We start from the raw sequence: 16,746 nt of genomic DNA on the forward strand, positions 1-16,746 counted from the left end.
ACCGGGGCCGACCGATGATGGAGGTCCGGGGGCCCGCGACGTTCGAGGGCGGCGTATGGCTGTATGGCATGTCCGGGACTTCACACCGGACGACCTCGAAGCGGTGGTCCGGCTCGACGCGGAGAGCGCCACCACGGACCGCGCCGCCGTCTTCGGCCTCTCCGACGTCGTCGCCGCTTTGCAGGCACGTGATCCGAGCGTCGTCGTGGTTGCCGACGGACGTCTCGTGGGTGCGGCGGTGGGCCGGGTCGACGGGGACCGGGCATGGGTACTGCGTATCGCCCTGCACCCCGGCTGGCGGAACCTGGGCATCGGCACCGCCGTGCTGTCCGCACTGGAGCACCGTCTGCGGGACGCCGGTGCCAGGATCGTCGCAGCGGTGCTGCCCGAGGAGGAGACCGGCGCCACCGCGCTGGTCAACTCCGGATTCCACCCCCACCGCGGGCTGACGTACTTCGAGAAGTCGGAGGTAGTCGGCACCCAGGGCCCGACGGTCCTGGCGATGCTGGGCGCGGTCATGCCCGAAGCCCGCCTCTGGGAGCGGCTCACGGGCATGGCCGACGAGAAGCGGCTCATCGAACGGCGGCTGGTGCTGCCCCTGGCGAACCCCGAGCTGGCGGACGCCCACGGAGTGGAACCGCCCCGCGCGGTCGTGCTGTTCGGCCCGCCGGGCACGGGCAAGAGCACGTTCGCCAAGGCCGTGGCCGGGCGGCTCGGCTGGCCGTTCATCGAGCTCTTCCCCTCCCGGCTCGTGTCCGAGGACGGGCTGGCCACCGGACTCGGCCGCCGTTTCGAGGAGGTGGCGCAGCTCGACCACGTGCTGCTGTTCATCGACGAGGTCGAGGAGGTCGCCGGTACGCGCAGCCTCGCCGCTCCCGCGTCGGTCGGCGTGGTCAACGAACTCCTCAAGTCGATCGTGCGGTTCCGTGACCGCGACGGCCGGCTCCTCGTCTGCGCCACCAACTCGGTGGCCGCCCTGGACCCGGCGTTCCTGCGCCACGGCCGGTTCGACTACGTCCTGCCGGTCGGGCCACCCGACTCCACGGCCCGCGAGGCGCTGTGGGCCGGCTACACGGCGAAGACGGGCACCGCCGCCGACACGGCGGCCCTCGCCGAGGCCAGCGAGGGCTTCACTCCCGCCGACATCAGGCAGGTCGCCATGGCGGTCGCCCAGAGCACCTTCGAGCACACCCTCGACACGGGGGAGCGGACCCAACCGGGCACCCAGGACTATCTGGATGCCATCCACCGCACCCGTCCGACCGTCTCCGAGGAGATGGCCCGGGAGTTCGCCGACCAGGCGGTCCGCTACGGGCGGGTCTGAGCGGCCGCCCTCACCCGTTCCGCCGTGTCCGTCGGGAGGCGCCGGGCGGAATCCTCACCGCCGCGACCATGCCGGGTCCGGGCCGGAGCCGGAGTAACCTGGACATCACCGAAGGCACTTCGCATGCCGGCACCGGATACTGGCGTCGTCTCCGGCGAACGGCAATTCCGGGCCCGACCTTCTGGGCCGGTCCCGGGGACAGGTCCTTGATCATGACCACGATGCTCGATCGTGCGACGACGCCAGCCACCCCGGATTCCACCGCCCGGCTCTCCCTCACGCCCAGCGGCGCGCGGCACGGCCCCTTGGACGGAGCGTGGTGGCCCCGATCGCGTGATCTTCTCCTCGAACTCCCCGCCCTGGCCGCCGAGATCGACGAGCGGTGGGGCCGGATCACCCGGATCACCCTGAACCCCGCGCAGTGGCCCGTCATCCCCCGGCGGATCCCGGTCGCCGGGCACACCGTCCACGCGGGCTGGTTCACCACCGAGCAGGACCAGCACACGATCGCGGTGTTCTCGTACGCCCCGCGTCGGCTGAACCTGTTGGTCGTCCCGCCGGAGACTAATGCAGTCGGTGCCGCCCGGCTGATGGCCGAGGCCGCCAGTCCCGCGAACACCACGCCTGCGAGCGGTCTAGTCGCCGTGGAGACAGGCGTCGGCGCACAGCGGCCGAGGTCCGGTTCCGACTTCCTGCCGTCGGCCGTCGCCCCGTCCAGCGGAGCCGGTGAGGCAGGCAGACGGGCGGATGTCGCCCGCAGTCGGGCCGGCTCCTGGCCGGTACTCGCGTAGTCGGCGGGAACGGGTGCCGCCCGCTACGGGCCGCGGGGCCGAGTGTGTCACTCGCGTGACCATTCGGCCTCGGCCTGGGGCGGGCCATCGGCATCGGCCCCTTCCCAGAGGCGGATCCTGATCGCCCGAGGGCCGGGAGCAGGCCGGGAGAGCGTGCGCACGAACACCTCCCGCAGGTGGTTGGCCGCCCGCTGGGGCGGCCCGTCGTACTCCAGCGGATTCCGCATGGGAGTGCCGTCCTGCCGGGACCAGTGGCCGTCGTCGTCCTGCGTCTCCAGAACCCATCGGTAGTGCTGCATTCCTGGCCTCCCGTGCCGGCGATCCCACCCCTGGGCACGACGGTATTGGCGGGATGGATCAGCCGCGACCGGTGGGACTCCCCGGCGGCTGGGAGCCGATGCCGGTGGCGACGAGGATCTGCCGGGCCGAGTCGGTTCCGCCGGCCTCGATCGCGCGGGCCATCGCGGCCAGGGCCGCTTCCCGGCTCGCGTTCGGAGGGACGACGAGCAGGCTGAAGTGATCGCGGTCACCCCGCGTGACGATCACCGTGTCGTCACCGATCGGGTACCGGTCGATGTGCACCGACCGGCCGTCGACGACGAGCCGGGCCGGCACGTCGTCCCAGGCTTCCGTGTCCAGGCCGACGCTCACCACGGGGCCGAGGTGTTCGGTCAACGCCCGGACCAAACCAGGAAGTTCGGCTTCGACGTCCCGTGAACGCGGCCACCACGCACCGTCGAGCGCACCCTCGCGCGACCGTGTCGTCTCCAGGCGCAGCAGCACCGTCCCCGGCTTCGCAGCCTGCCGGAACCGGTCCGGCAGGAATCCCGGGAGCGCAGCACCGGCTTCGTCCGACATGGCTCGCCACCTGTCCGTGGACGCACGCCGACCCCACCGAGCGAGGGCCGGTCATCGGGAAGCGGCGGCCGGGCCGCCCCGACATCCCCACGGTACTCCGCCTGCACCTCGCCGACCCGGCCGGTCACGAGAGCCTGCGCGGGAGTACCGGCCCTCTCAGCGCCACTCGATCAGGAACAGGGTGGCGTCATCACTCGTGCGACCGCCCCGCTTCTCCTTCAGGACGTGGGAGAGCGCGCGCACCACGGCCCGCACCCCGGTCTGCGAACGCTCGATGCGGTTGACCCAGTCGATGAGCTGGTCCTCCCCGAACTGCTCTCCGCCGGCCTCGCGCTCCTCGACCAGGCCGTCGGTGAAGCACAGGACCCTGTCGCCCTGCCGCAGCACGCGCTCACTGATCACCGGCTGCTCGCCGCCGAACCCGACCGGCAGGGTGGTCGCGCTCTCCAGCCGCTCGACGACGTGGTGGTCGCGGATCAGCAGCGGCTGCGGATGCCCGGCGTTGACCCACTGCAGGTGACCGGTCACGATGTCCAGGCGCATCATCTGCGCGGTGACGAAGTGGTCGGGCCCGAACTGCTCGGCGATGGCCCGGTCCATGAACGCGTAGATCTCCGCCAGCCCGATGTCGGCGCGCCGGGCGTGCCGATACGCGCCGATGGCCACAGTCGCCATGGTCGCGGCGTCCAGCCCGTGGCCCATGGCGTCGATCGTGGCCACGTGCAGGAGTTCGTCGTTGAGCGCATAGTCGAAGCTGTCGCCGGCCACCTGGTAGGCGGGTTCGAGGATGCCCGCCACCGCGACCCGGGGAACGGTCATCGACAGCGGCGGCAGCAGCGACCACTGGATCTCCGCCGCCACGCTCATCGGTTCCAGTCGCCGGGCCTGGAAGATCCGGTCGGTGTAGCCGGTCTTGGTGACCAGCAGATCGGCGACCAGGGCGGCGAGGCGCCGCAGCAGCCGCCGGTCGTCGTCGCCGACGGCTTCCAGCGTGACGGCCAGCACCCCGACCTCGTCGCCGCCGTCCAGCAAGGGCAGGTACACCCGCACGCCGTCGGCCTGCTGCACCTCGACGGGGACACCGCGCAGGAAGGCCGCACCCGCGGGGGAGTCGTCGATCGGCACCGGCTCCCCCGCGGCCAACCCTTGGCCGGGCAGCGGTACCAGCACCAGCTGGCCGTAGTCCTGCAGCAGGAGCGCCGGATCTCGGCCGCCGACCGTCGTCACCGCTTCGGCGACCAACGGACCGATCAGCCGGGGCGGCAGTTCATGGGCCTGATCGAGCAGCGTGCCCAGCAGGTGCTCGCCGAATCCCTCCGGCCGGCCCAGTGGGCCCTCGCCATCGCTGCTCACCGCCGCGTCCTTCCTGCCCCGTGCCATCGGCGCGGGCGCGATCAACCCCGACACCCGGTGTGGTTCGCCGGACCGGTCCTTCCATTACGCCCGACGGCAGCGCGTTGCGCCCCCCGGTCGCGACCTCGGGCCGCCGCGGAGCGCAGCCGGCCTTGGTTGGTGATCTCCCCCGTGCGGGGGAGGCGGGGAATCCCCTCGCGCGAGGGATCCGGTGGGGCGGGGGTGGCGGCCATGCTCGGGGGAGTCAAGGACGGGTGTGCCCCCCGGCAGGTAAGGAACACGACGATGCGTCCCATGGAACGCCTGATGAACACCTCCCCGGTCGGGGCCGGCCGTACGGCGGTCGCCGGTGGCTGAGCAGGTGGGCGGTACGGGTCTCGGGCGGCTGCTCGCGCGGCCGGTCGGTGAGCTGCCGGAGGCGGCCGAGGGGCTGTCGCGGCTCCAGGCGCGGGCGATGGCGTACGGCGAGTCGTTGCAGCGGTTCTTCGCGAGCGTCGATCCGCGGGTGCTGGACGGCCTGCTGGCGCTGGTATCGATCGGGTACTCGTCGTGGTTCGTGGTGCAGGACGGTTCGCCGTGGGGCTGGTGGGTCTACCCGCTGGTGGTCGCGAGCAGCCTGCCGCTGGTGTGGCGGCGGCGGATCCCGTTCAGCAGCTTCGTGCTGTCCGGGGCGGCCGCGCTGGTGATGTCGCTGACGGCGAAGAACGCGCTGCCGGTGATCCCGCTCTACACGGTGGTCGGCGTCTACACGGTGGCCGCGCTGGCCCGGGACTGGCAGCGCTGGCTGGCGCTGTCGACGATGGTCGTGGCGAACGTGCTGCTGACCCGCTCGATCAACGGCATGCTGGTCAACGTCCTGATCACGGTGGGCTCGTTCACCTTCGGCTCGGTGGTCCGCGAGCTGCGCAGCCTCGCCCGGCAGGAGGCCCGGCGGGCGCAGCAGGTGGAGCAGCAGGCGGCCGCCGACGCGGCGCGGGCGGCGTTGGAGGAGCGGGCCCGGATCGCCCGGGACATGCACGACATCCTGGCCCACGCGGTGTCGCTGATGGTGATCCAGGCGGAGGCGGGCCCGGTGGTGGTGCGCAGCGACCCGGACCGGGCGACGGCGGCGTTCGACGCCATCGCCGCGTCGGGGCGGGACGCGATGGCGCAGCTGCGGCGGATGCTCGGGGTGCTGAAGGACGAGGACCAGCAGCCGGAGCGGGCTCCGCAGCCCGGGCTGCAGGGCCTTCCGGAGCTGGTCGACGGGGTCCGGCGGGCAGGTGTGGCGGTGGAGTTGGAGAACGACTACCCGTACCTGAAGCTGCCGGCCGATGTGGACACCGCGGTGTACCGGATCGTCCAGGAGGCGCTGACCAACGTGCTCAAGCACTCCTCGGCGCGCAGTGTCACCGTCCGGCTGGGCCACGAGAACGACGAGCTGGTGCTGCTGGTCGCCGATGACGGCACCGCGGCGCGCCGGCCGCTGAACCGGACGCTGGGTGCCCGCAGCGGGCGCGGGCTGATCGGCATCCGGGAGCGTGCGGCGGCGTGCGGCGGGAGCGCCACCAGCGGGCCGGGCGCCGACGGCCGGGGCTTCACGGTGACCGCGCGGCTGCCGATGAGGTAGCGTCCGGTACGTCGTGAAGGGGGCCGCCGGTGGGGATCAGCGTTGTCGTCGCGGACGACCAGGAACTGGTGCGGGCAGGGTTCAGCATGATCCTGGACGCGCAGCCCGACATCGACGTGGTCGCGGAGGCGTCCAACGGTGCGGAGGCGGTCGAGGCGGTCCGGCGGTTGCAGCCGGACGTGCTGCTGCTGGACGTCCGGATGCCCGTGATGGACGGCCTGGAGGCCGCCCGGCTGGTGTGCGCCGAGAGTGACTGCAAGGTGGTCATGCTGACCACCTTCGACATCGACGACTACGTCTACGACGCGCTGTACGCGGGGGCCAGCGGCTTCCTGCTGAAGGACGTCCGGCGCGACGACCTCACCCATGCGGTGCGGATGGTGGCGGCCGGCGAGGCGCTGCTGGCGCCGTCGATCACCCGGCGGCTGATCGCCGAGTTCACGGTGCGCCGGCCGCGGCAGGGCGAGGCCGGGGCGATTCCGGCGCGGGGCGCGGCCCGGCGGTTGGAGTCGCTGACCGCCCGGGAGCAGGAGATCCTGCAGTTGATCGCCCGCGGGTTGTCGAACAGTGAGATCGCGGGCCGGCTGCAGGTCAGCGACCACACGGTGAAGAGCCATGTGAGCAATCTGCTGGCCAAGTTGGGCCTGCGGGACCGGGTGCACGCGGTCGCCTTCGCATACGAGGCGGGGGCGGTCGTCCCGGGTGAGAGCTGAGCGGTCGGTCGGTACGGGATTGGCCAAGAGAGCTGAGCGGTCGGTCGGTACGGGATTGGCCAAGAGAGCTGAGCGGTCGGTCGGTACGGGATTGGCCAAGAGGGCTTTGCGGTAACGGAGTTGAGTGGCGCCCCTCCCCCGAGCGGGGGAGGGGCGCCACTGCGTTGCGGGGGGCGGGGCGGGCGCCTCACCGGTGGGGTGGCCCGGGTCCCCCGCGCGGGGGAAGCCCGGAAATCCCTCCGTCCGGCGATCCGCCGGGGCGGGCCGGCGGGCGATTCTGTTGTCACTCCCCAGTCCACACATCGATGCCAGGAGCAGACGAATGTCCCGTGCATCCCACCCGCGTTCCCTTCTCGGGGCGTTGGGCAACCTCTCGGTCCGGCGCCCGATCGCGGTGATCATCGGCTGGCTCGTCATCCTGTTGGTCGGTGTCGCGTTCGGCAGCGGCGTGATGGGCCGGATGAGCGGCGGCGCGACCGCCGTCCCGGGCAGCGAGGCCAAGGTCGCCAGCACCAAGATCGACGAGCTCTACAAGCCCGACGACACCATCACCGCGGTGATCACCGGCGTGCCGGCCACCGACGCGGAGCTGAAGAGCCAGGTCACCGCGGCCGTGGCGGACCTCCGGAAGATCAGCGGGGTGGCGAGCGTCGTCGACCCCTACGAGACGCCCAAGGCGACCGCACCGGACGGCCTGGCCGTGGTCGTCCAGGTGAACTTCCCGTACGGGATGGACGGTGACGCCTTCGACACCGCGATCCAGAAGTCCGAGGAGCGGCTGCGGGCCATCAAGGCGCCCGAAGTCCACGTCAGCGGCGGCCCGTTGACGAACGGCGAGATGAACCGGACGGCGACCAACGACGTCACCAACGCGGAGCTGTACTCGCTGCCGGTGGTCGTGCTGCTGCTCGCCCTGGTCTTCAGCGGGATCACCGCGGCGCTGATGCCGCTGGCCGTCGCCTTCTGCGGCATCGCCGGCAGCCTGCTGGTGCTGTACGCCCTCAGCTTCGTGACCGAGGTCAACGCCAACGCCCTGCAGGTCACCACCATGCTCGGCCTGGGCCTGGCGATCGACTACGCGCTGCTGATGGTCAGCCGCTTCCGCGAGGAGCGGGCCCGCGGCGGGGAGGTCCGGGACGCGGTGCTGCGCACCGTGCACCGGGGCGGTCGGACGGTCGCCTTCTCCGCCCTGACCGTCGCGGTCTGCCTGGCCGGCCTGATCGTCTTCAACAGCCCGGCGCTGCGCAGCATCGGCCTGGCCACCGCCGCCGTCGTCATGATCGACATGGCCGCGGCGCTGACCCTGCTGCCGGCCCTGCTCAGCCGCTTCGGCCACCGGGTCGCGGCCAAGGCGCCGAGCCCGAAGGCGGGTTCGGGCTTCGCCAAGGTCGCCCGGATCGCCACCGCCCGTCCGGTCGTCACCACGGTGGCGCTGACCGCCGCGCTGGCCTTCCTGGTGGTGCCGGCGCTCGACATGAAGTCCTCCAGCGGCGACGCCCGTTCGCTGCCGAAGTCCAGTGAGTCCCGCCAGCTGTACGACACCGTCTCCGAGCACTTCCCCTCGGGCACCCAGGCCGACCCGGTGATGGTGCTGGTGCAGGGCAGCGGTCCGCAGTACGACGCCTTCACCGAGAAGATCCGCAAGAACCCGGACGTGCTCTCCTCCAGTGTCAGCCCCTCGCCCGGCGGCGGTTCGCTGGTGCGGCTCACCCCGGCCGGCACCACCGACGGCCCGGCCGCCCTGGAGCTGGTCCGCGACATCCGTGCCGAGCGCGGCGACCTCGACCTGAAGGTGTCCGGCCGGGCCGCGCACGTGGTCGACTACCAGGCGATGCTGTCCTCCGGCCTGCCCTGGGCGGCGCTGATCGTGGTCGGCGGCCTGCTGGTGCTGCTGTTCGCCTTCACCGGCTCGGTGCTGATCCCGATCAAGACCATCCTCACCACGATGCTCAGCCTGGGTGCCTCGCTCGGTGTGGTCACCTGGGTCTTCCAGGACGGCAACGGTGCGGGCCTGTTCGGTGCGGAGGGGCTGGGCGCCCTCAACCTGGTCGCCCCGCCGCTGATCGTCGGTGTCGCCTTCGGCCTCGCGATGGACTACGAGATCTTCATCCTGGCCCGGGTCCGCGAGGCCTGGCTGGAGAACCGCGACCCCCGCGAGGCGGTGGTGGCCGGTCTGCAGCGCACCGGGCGGATCGTCACCTGCGCGGCCGGTCTGATCCTGGTGGTCTTCGCGGCCTTCATGCTCGGCGGCTACTCGCCGGTGCTGCAGATCGGCCTGGGCCTCAGCCTCGCCGTCCTGATCGACTGCACGGTCGTCCGGATGCTGCTGGTGCCGGCCACCATGGCCCTGCTCGGCAAGGCCGCCTGGTGGGCGCCCGCCCCGCTGCGCAAGCTGCACGACCGGTACGGGCTGAAGGAGGCCGACGAGGACGAGGCGGCCGAGGTGGTCCCGCTGAGGGTCCCGGCCTCGCAGCCCGCCTGACCCGGAGCCGCCGGCCGGACCACCCGGCCGGCGCCTCCGAGCCGCGGCCCCGCCGCGGCACCCCCGAGCGGATCGACCCGGTAGGACCGGCCTGAGTCACCGGCCCGGACGGGGAGACCGAGAGCGCGGCCCTGACCCGAACCCCCGCGGGTCGGGGCCGCTTTCTGTACGAATGATCAGATAGATGTGGAGTATAGGGCGCTCGTAGACAGGTGCCGGAGGATCGCGCCGTTACGGGAAACGCTGTGCGACACCGGGCCGTTCGAGGCCCGGGTGGGCGCCGCGGAACCCGTGTTCACGGCATTTCCAGCGGCTACCCATCCATCGAGGAGCACCTGTGGTCCGGCGTCCGCCTCTGCATCACCTCTTCAGTCAGCGCGTTGCCCAGGACGCGGACCTGCCCGCGGTGGTGACCGGTCACGAGGCGCTGACCTACCGCCGGTTGGCCGAGCGGTCCGGGCAACTGGCCCGCCGTCTGCGGGAGTCCGGGACGGTCCGGGGCGATCTGGTCGCCGCCGTCCTGCCGCGCGGGGCCGATCTCGTGGTGGCGGCGCTCGCCGCCTGGCAGGCCGGCGCCGTCCTGGTGCCGCTGGACCCGGCCGAGCCGCGGGCCCGGCTGGAGCGGGCGCTGGAGGCCGCCGGGGCCGGCCGGGTGCTGACCCGCCGGGGCCAGGACCTCCCGCTCGGCGCAACCCTCCGGCTGGACCTGGACGACCCGGCGCACGCGGACGCCGCGGACGAGTCCGCCGCCGAGGAGCCCGCCGGGGACGAGGCCGCGGAAGCCGACGGCCCCGCCCTGCTCGACCTCTCGGACCTGCTCGACCGGGTCGACGGCGCCGGCCTGGTGCTGGGCCACGCCGCGCTGGCCAACCAGGCCGTCTGGAGCGGGCAGCGCTTCGGCCTCACAGCCGCCGACCGGGTGCTGCTCTCCGGTACGGCGACCGGGGCCGCCTGGTGCTGGGCGGTCTTCGCCGCGCTGGCCGCGGGCGGTGCGGTGGTGGTCGCCCCGCAGGGGGCCGAGGACGATCCGGCCGTGCTCGCCGCGGCCGTGGTCGAGCACGCCGTGACGGTGCTCCCGCTGACCGCCGCGCAGTACGGCGGCCCGGCTGCCCGGACGGACTGGAGCGACAGCCCGTCCGTGCGGATCGTGGTCTGCCACGACCCGGCGCTGACCGAAGAAACGCTTCTGCGCCCGACCCTGCCCGCCGGAGCCCAGCTCTGGCACACCTACGGCCTGACCCGGGCCGGCACGGTCGCCTCCGCCCAGGCGGTCGACCCCGCGCAGGAGCACCAGCCGAAGCTGCTGGGCCGCCCGGTCGACCGGGTCCGGCTGCTGGTCCTGGACGAATGGGGCGAGTCCGTCCCGCCCGGCGTGCCCGGCGAACTGCACATCGCCGGCCTCGGCGCCGCCCTCGACGAGCACGGCACCGCCGCCGACAAGCACGCAGCCCTCGACGAGCACGGCAGCGCCCCCGACGAGCACGGCACCGCCGCCCGCCTGCTCGCCGACCCGTACGCGCCCGACGGCGGCCGGATGCTGCGCACCGGCGACCTGGTGCGCTGGCGCAACAACGGCACCCTCGAACACCTCGGCCCGGTCGACGAGGACGCCCCCGGACAGCCCGTCCCCGCCGCCCCCGCACCGCTCGCCCGCCCGCCGTACGTGGCACCGGCCACCGACGCCGAGCGCGCCGTCGCGGCGGCCTGGTCCGAGCTGCTGGAGATCGACCGGATCGGCGCGGACGACAACTTCTTCCAGCTCGGCGGCTACTCGCTGGTCCTCACCCGGCTCGCCGAACTGCTGCACCGGTCCACCGGCCGGCGGGTCCAGCTGGCCGAGCTCTTCACCGCCACCACCGTGCGCGAGCAGGCGGCGCTGGTCTCCCGCGAGGAGGACGCCCTCCCGCCGCTGGTGTCCGTACCGCGCGACGCGCCGCTGCCGCTCTCGGCCGGTCAGCGCCGGCTCTGGTTCCTCGACCGGCTGGAGCCGGGCAGCCCCGAGTGGGTCTCCCCGCTGCTGGTCCGGCTGCCCGGCGAGTACGACGCCGAGACCGTCCGCCGCGGTCTGGCCGCGCTCGCCGCCCGGCACGAGGTGCTGCGCACCCGCTTCGTCACCGTCGACGACGAGCCCGCTCAGGTCGTCGAGGCGGAACTGCCGGTCGAGCTGCGGATCGTCGACTGCACCCGCGAGGAGCTGCCCGAGCACTGCGCCGAGGAGTTCCGGGCCGGCTTCGACCTGGCGGCCGGGCGGGTCTGGCGGGCGCTGCTGGGCCGGGTGGCCGGCGAGGAGCACGTCCTGCTGATCACCCTGCACCACATCGCCTGCGACGGCTGGTCGACGGTGCTGCTGGACCGCGAGCTGCGCGAGCTCTGCGCCGCGCTGCACGACGGCCGCGCTCCGGAGCTGCCCGAACCCGTGCTGCAGTACGCGGACTTCGCCGCCTGGCAGCAGCAGGTCGGGGAGGGCGAGCAGCTGCGCGCCGACCTCGACTACTGGCGCAAGCAGCTCGACGGCCTGCCCGAGCTGGAACTGCCCACCGACCGGGTCCGCCCCGCCGAGCGCGACTCCAGCGGCAGCGTGGTCGCCTTCGCGGTGCCCGCCCCGCTGGCCGGCGCGCTCACCGACCTGGGACGGCAGCACCGGGCCAGCCCGTTCATGACCCTGCTGACCGCCTTCTCCACCCTGGTCGCCCGCTACAGCGGCCAGTGGGACCTGCCGATCGGCACCCCGGTCGCCGGGCGCACCCGCCCGGAGGTCGAGCCGGTCGTCGGCTTCTTCCTCAACTCCCTGGTGCTGCGCTGCGACCTCGACGCCGACCTGCCGTTCACCACCGCGCTGGAGCGGATCCGGGATACCTCCCGGGAGGCCTTCGCGCACCAGGAGCTGCCGTTCGACCGGCTGGTCGACGAGCTGAAGCCGCAGCGCGACCGCTCCCGGACCCCGCTCTACCAGGTGGCCTTCAACTTCCACGACGAGGCGATGAGCGCGGGCCTGCCGCAGCTCGGCGACATCGAGCTGTTCCAGGACGCCCGGCGGATCGCCAAGACCGACCTCACCCTGTACGTCCGCCCGGAGGCCGACGGCAGCTGGGTCGGCGCGCTGGAGTACGCCACCGCGCTGTTCGACCGGGGCACCGTCGAGCGCCTGGCCGGCCACCTGGTGCACCTGCTGGAGTCGGTCGCCGCCGACCCCGGCCGCACCCTCGCGGCCCTCGACGTCCTGCCCGGGGCCGAGCGCGAGCGGCTGCTCGCCGAGTGGAACGACACCGCCTGGAGCAACCCGGCCACCCCGGTGATCGAGCTGATCGAGGCCCGCGCCGCCGAGACGCCGGACGCCGTCGCCCTGGTCGCCGACGGCCTCCGGGTCCCGTACCGGGAGCTGGACGAGCGGGCCAACCGCCTCGCCCACCACCTCAAGGCGCTCGGCGCCGGCCCGGACCGCCTGGTCGGCGTCTGCCTCGACCGCGGCGCGGACCTGGTGACCGCCCTGCTGGCCGCCTGGAAGGCCGACGCCGCGTACGTCCCGCTCGACCCGGCCAACCCGGTCGACCGGATCGCCCACGTGCTCGCCGACAGCGGCGCCGGCATCCTGGTCACCGACTCGGCCCAGGCGCCGGCCGCCGCCGCGGAGGGCTGCACCCAGGTGTGGCTGGACCGCGACCGGGCGGAGATCGCCGCCCGGCCCGCCGACTCCCCGCGCGGACCGGTCGACCCGGAGCAGCTCGCCTACGTCATCTACACCTCGGGCTCCACCGGCCGCCCCAAGGGCGTCATGGTGACCCACCGGGGGCTCGCCAACCACCTCGCCTGGGCCGTCGAGGACCTCCTCGGCGAGGGCCCGGCGGACGGCGGCGCCGGGGCCGCGCTGTTCTCCTCCTTCGCCTTCGACCTGCCCGCGACCAACCTCTTCACCCCGCTGATGGCCGGCCGGACCGCGCACGTCCTGCCCGCCGGCCTCGAACTCACCGGGCTCGGGCGCACCCTCGTCGAGGGCGGCCCGTACGAGTTCCTCAAGCTCACCCCCGGCCACCTGGACCTGCTCGCCCACCAGCTCACCGCCGAGGAGGCGGCCGCCCTGGCCGAGCGGATCGTCGTCGCCGGCGAGGCGCTGCCGGCCGCTCTCGCCAACCACTGGCTCGACCTGCTCGGACCGGGCCGGCTGATCAACGAGTACGGGCCCACCGAGTGCTCGGTCGGCACCACGATCCGGCCGGTCACCGCCCCGCACAGCCGGACCGTCCCGCTCGGCGGCCCGCTGCCCGGCGCCACCTGCCACATCCTCGACCCGCACGGCCGGCTGGTCCCGGTCGGCGCGGTCGGCGAACTGTACGTCGGCGGCACCGGGGTGGCCCGCGGCTACCTGGGCCGGCCCGACCTGACCGCCGAGAAGTTCGTCCCGGACCCCTTCGGACCGCCCGGGGCGAGGCTCTACCGCACCGGCGACCTCGCGGTGCGGCTGGCCGACGGCGCGATCGACTTCCTCGGCCGGATCGACACCCAGGTGAAGATCCGCGGCTACCGGATCGAACTCGGCGAGATCGAGGCCGTCCTGGTCGCGCACCCCGACGTCCGCGACGCGGTCGTCGTCGCCCGCGAGCAGGAGAACGGCGACAAGGCGCTCGTCGGCTACGCGGTGGCGGTCGGGGGCGCGGTCCTCGACCCGGCCCTGCTGCGCGAGCACCTCGCCGCGGCCCTGCCCGAGTACATGGTGCCGGTGGCCGTCGTGCCGCTGGACGCCGTACCGCTGACCGCCAACGGCAAGACCGACCACCGCGCGCTGCCCGAACCGGCCCGGGCCGCGGCGGACGACGACCGACTCCCGGCCGACCCGATCGAGGAGCAGATCATCGCGATCTGGCGCGAACTCCTCGGCCGGGACCGCATCAACCCCGACGACAGCTTCTTCGAGCTCGGCGGGCACTCGATCCTCGCGATCCGGATGACCTCCCAGATCCAGGACGAGTTCGACATCGACATCTCGGTACGGGCGATCTTCGAGCACACCACGGTGCGCGAACTCGCCGCCGCGGTCGAGGACCACATCAGGGCCGAGATCGAGCAGATGTCCGACACCGAAATTCTCAACGAGGCACAGCTGATGGGGGAGCAGGGAGCATGAGCAGCGGCAACGACAACGGCCGTCCGCAGGAGCAGGACGCGGCGCAGCGCCGCGAGGAGCTGCTCCGCCGCAGACTGGGCGGCGCCGGCGGGCGCAAGGGCAGGCGCGGGGCGGGCCGGGCGGCCTTCCCGACCGCCGACCGCAGCGCACCGCTGCGGACCTCCCACGGCCAGCAGCAGATGTGGTTCCTCAACCGCATGCACCCCGACAGCCCCGAGTACCTCGTCCCGCTGGTGCTCCGGATGCGCGGACCGCTGGACGCCGAACTCCTGCGCCGCGCGGTGGAGGGCATCCTCGACCGGCACGAGGTGCTGCGCAGCCGCTACGTCCTCGCGGACGGCGAGCCGGTGCAGGTGGTCGACGCGCCCCGACGCGTCGAGCTGCCGCTGACCGACCTCCGCGCGGTGCCCTCCGGGGAGCGCGAGGAGCGCGCCCGCGGCATCGTCGAGGCGGACGTCGCCCGCGCGATCGACCTGGAACAGGAGTGGCCGGTCCGCGCCCTGCTGGTCCGGCTCGACGAGCAGGACCACATCCTTGCCGTCACCTTCCACCACATCGCCTGCGACGCCTGGTCGGTCCGGCTCTTCGCCGACGAACTCGGCACCCTCTACCGGGCGTTCGGCGAGGGAGCGGCCTCCCCGCTGGCCCCGCTCGCGGTCCAGTACGCGGACTACGCGGCCTGGCAGCGCGACCACCTGAGCGGCGAGGTCATGGAGCGCCACCTCGCGTACTGGCGCGAGCAGCTCGCCGACCTGCCGACCCTGGCCGTGCCCACCGATCGCCAGCGCCCCGCCGTGCGCGAATGGGCCGGCGGCCAGGTCCCGTTCGCCGTCCCGGCCGGGCTGGCCGCGCGGGTCGGCGAGCTGGCGAAGGCGTACGACACCACGGTCTTCACCGTGCTGCTGACGGCCTACCAGGCGCTGCTGTCGCGCTGGAGCGGCGGCACCGACGTCCCGGTCGGCGTCACCGTCTCCGGGCGCGGCCGGCCGGAGCTGCAGCAGCTCATCGGCTACGGAATCAACACCCTGGTGGTGCGCGGCCGTTGGGAGAGCGGCGCGTCCTTCGAGGAGCTGGTCGCCGGCACCGGCCGGACGCTGCTGGACGCCTTCGAGTACCAGGCCGTCCCGTTCGCCCACCTGGTCGACGAGCTCCAGCCGGAGCGCGACCTCTCGCGCACCCCGCTGTTCCAGGTCGACTTCATCCTGCAGCAGGACCGCGCCACCGCCTTCGACCTGCCCGGCCTCGACGTCGAGGTGCTGACCGGCTCGCGGACCAGCAAGTTCGACCTGACCATGGAGCTGCTGGAGGGCGCGGACGGTTCGCTCACCGGCACCCTGGTCTTCGCCGCCGCCCTCTTCGAGCACGCGACGGTCGAGCGGCTGGCCGGCCAGTTCCTGCAGCTGCTGGAGTCGGTCACCGCCGAGCCCGCGGCGCCCGTCGCGCTGGCGCAGCTGCTGCCGGCGGCGGAGCTGGAACTGCTGACCGGTGCCTGGGCCACGGCGGTGGAGGCGCCGGTGGACGCCACGGTGCACGAGGTGTTCGAGCGGCAGGTGGCTGCGACGCCGGATGCGGTGGCGGTGGTGTTCGACGGCGTCGAGCTGACGTATGCGGAGGTGAACGAGCGGGCGAACCGGCTGGCTCATCATCTGCGGTCGTTGGGTGCGGGTCCGGAGGGGCTGGTCGGTCTGTCGCTGGAGCGCGGGCTGGAGCTGCTGCCGGCGCTGATCGGTGTGCTGAAGTCGGGTGCGGCGTATGTGCCGTTGGACCCGTCGAACCCGCTGGACCGCTTGGAGTACATCCTGGCGGACACGGGTGCGTCGGTGGTGGTGACCCAGGAGAGCCTGGCGCACCGCTTCGAGGCGTACCGCGGTGACCTGGTGGTCCTGGACCGCGCGGAGACGGTGGACGCGCTGGCTGGCGCCTCCGCCACGGATCCGGCCGTCCTGGCGGGGCCGGAGAGCCTGATCTACGTCATCTACACCTCGGGTTCGACGGGTCGGCCGAAGGGTGTCTGCCTGTCGCACGCGAATGTGCTGCGGTTGTTCACGACGACGCGGGAGCAGTTCGGGTTCGGGTCGGATGATGTGTGGACGCTGTTCCACTCGTATGCGTTCGACGTGTCGGTGTGGGAGATGTGGGGTGCGCTGCTGCACGGTGGTCGGATCGTGGTGGTGCCGGCTGCGGTGACGCGGGCTCCGGAGGAGTTCGTGGGGTTGATGGTGGAGCACGGGGCGACCGTGTTGTGCCAGACGCCGACGGCGTTCCGGACGTTGGCGCAGATGGCCGGTGCGGGTGATGCGCGGGTGGATGCGCTGTCGCTGCGTGCGGTGATCTTCGCGGGTGAGCGGCTGGACATGGGTGAGTTGGCGCCGTGGGCCGCTCGGGTGGGCGTCGATGAGACCGCGCTGGTGAACATGTACGGGATCACCGAGACGACGGTGCATTCGACGTACTACCGGGTGACGGCGGAGGATCTGGCGCACGCGTCGGCGAGTCC

At 73.1% G+C, this 16,746-nt stretch carries 10 protein-coding genes; 7 read left to right on the plus strand and 3 right to left on the minus strand.

Annotated features, from left to right (window positions below):
* Positions 1-55 precede the first annotated feature (55 nt).
* Complete coding sequence (locus ACWGB8_RS06370) at positions 56-1,324, plus strand: ATP-binding protein (protein WP_452210816.1); 1,269 nt, start codon at positions 56-58, stop codon at positions 1,322-1,324.
* Between the two features lie 212 nt (positions 1,325-1,536).
* Complete coding sequence (locus tag ACWGB8_RS06375) at positions 1,537-2,115, plus strand: DUF5994 family protein (protein WP_452210818.1); 579 nt, start codon at positions 1,537-1,539, stop codon at positions 2,113-2,115.
* Positions 2,116-2,162: 47 nt separating this feature from the next.
* Here the strand turns inward: ACWGB8_RS06375 and ACWGB8_RS06380 are convergent, their stop codons facing one another.
* From ACWGB8_RS06380 to ACWGB8_RS06390, 3 genes are all read right to left on the minus strand, one after another.
* Positions 2,163-2,414, minus strand: a complete 252-nt coding sequence (locus tag ACWGB8_RS06380; protein WP_452210820.1) for a hypothetical protein — start codon at positions 2,412-2,414, stop codon at positions 2,163-2,165.
* A 58-nt stretch (positions 2,415-2,472) separates the two neighbouring features.
* Positions 2,473-2,973 (minus strand): DUF5994 family protein, encoded by a 501-nt coding sequence (locus ACWGB8_RS06385; protein WP_452210822.1) that lies wholly within the window; start codon positions 2,971-2,973, stop codon positions 2,473-2,475.
* A gap of 156 nt (positions 2,974-3,129) precedes the next feature.
* On the minus strand, positions 3,130-4,326 hold the full coding sequence (locus tag ACWGB8_RS06390) for a PP2C family protein-serine/threonine phosphatase (protein WP_452210824.1): 1,197 nt from the start codon (positions 4,324-4,326) through the stop codon (positions 3,130-3,132).
* 349 nt (positions 4,327-4,675) lie between these two features.
* On the opposite strand from ACWGB8_RS06390, the gene ACWGB8_RS06395 reads away from it, so the two are divergent.
* The 5 genes from ACWGB8_RS06395 to ACWGB8_RS06415 form a co-directional block, all read left to right on the plus strand.
* Complete coding sequence (locus tag ACWGB8_RS06395; protein WP_452210826.1) at positions 4,676-5,935, plus strand: sensor histidine kinase; 1,260 nt, start codon at positions 4,676-4,678, stop codon at positions 5,933-5,935.
* Positions 5,936-5,964: 29 nt separating this feature from the next.
* Entirely contained in the window at positions 5,965-6,648 is a 684-nt protein-coding gene (locus ACWGB8_RS06400) for a response regulator (RefSeq protein WP_452210828.1), read from the plus strand.
* A 322-nt stretch (positions 6,649-6,970) separates the two neighbouring features.
* Positions 6,971-9,130 carry an MMPL family transporter gene (locus tag ACWGB8_RS06405; protein ID WP_452210829.1) on the plus strand — a complete coding sequence of 720 codons (2,160 nt, stop codon included), beginning with the start codon at positions 6,971-6,973 and terminating at the stop codon, positions 9,128-9,130.
* A 337-nt stretch (positions 9,131-9,467) separates the two neighbouring features.
* The gene (locus ACWGB8_RS06410; RefSeq protein WP_452210830.1) at positions 9,468-14,249 is read left to right on the plus strand and encodes an amino acid adenylation domain-containing protein; all 4,782 of its coding nucleotides are present in this window, start codon (positions 9,468-9,470) and stop codon (positions 14,247-14,249) included.
* A partial coding sequence (locus ACWGB8_RS06415; protein WP_452210832.1) for a condensation domain-containing protein occupies positions 14,246-16,746 on the plus strand: 2,501 nt, incomplete at its 3' end. The genes ACWGB8_RS06410 and ACWGB8_RS06415, both read left to right, overlap by 4 nt.

The sequence above is a fragment of the Kitasatospora sp. NPDC054939 genome, from assembly GCF_053610105.1.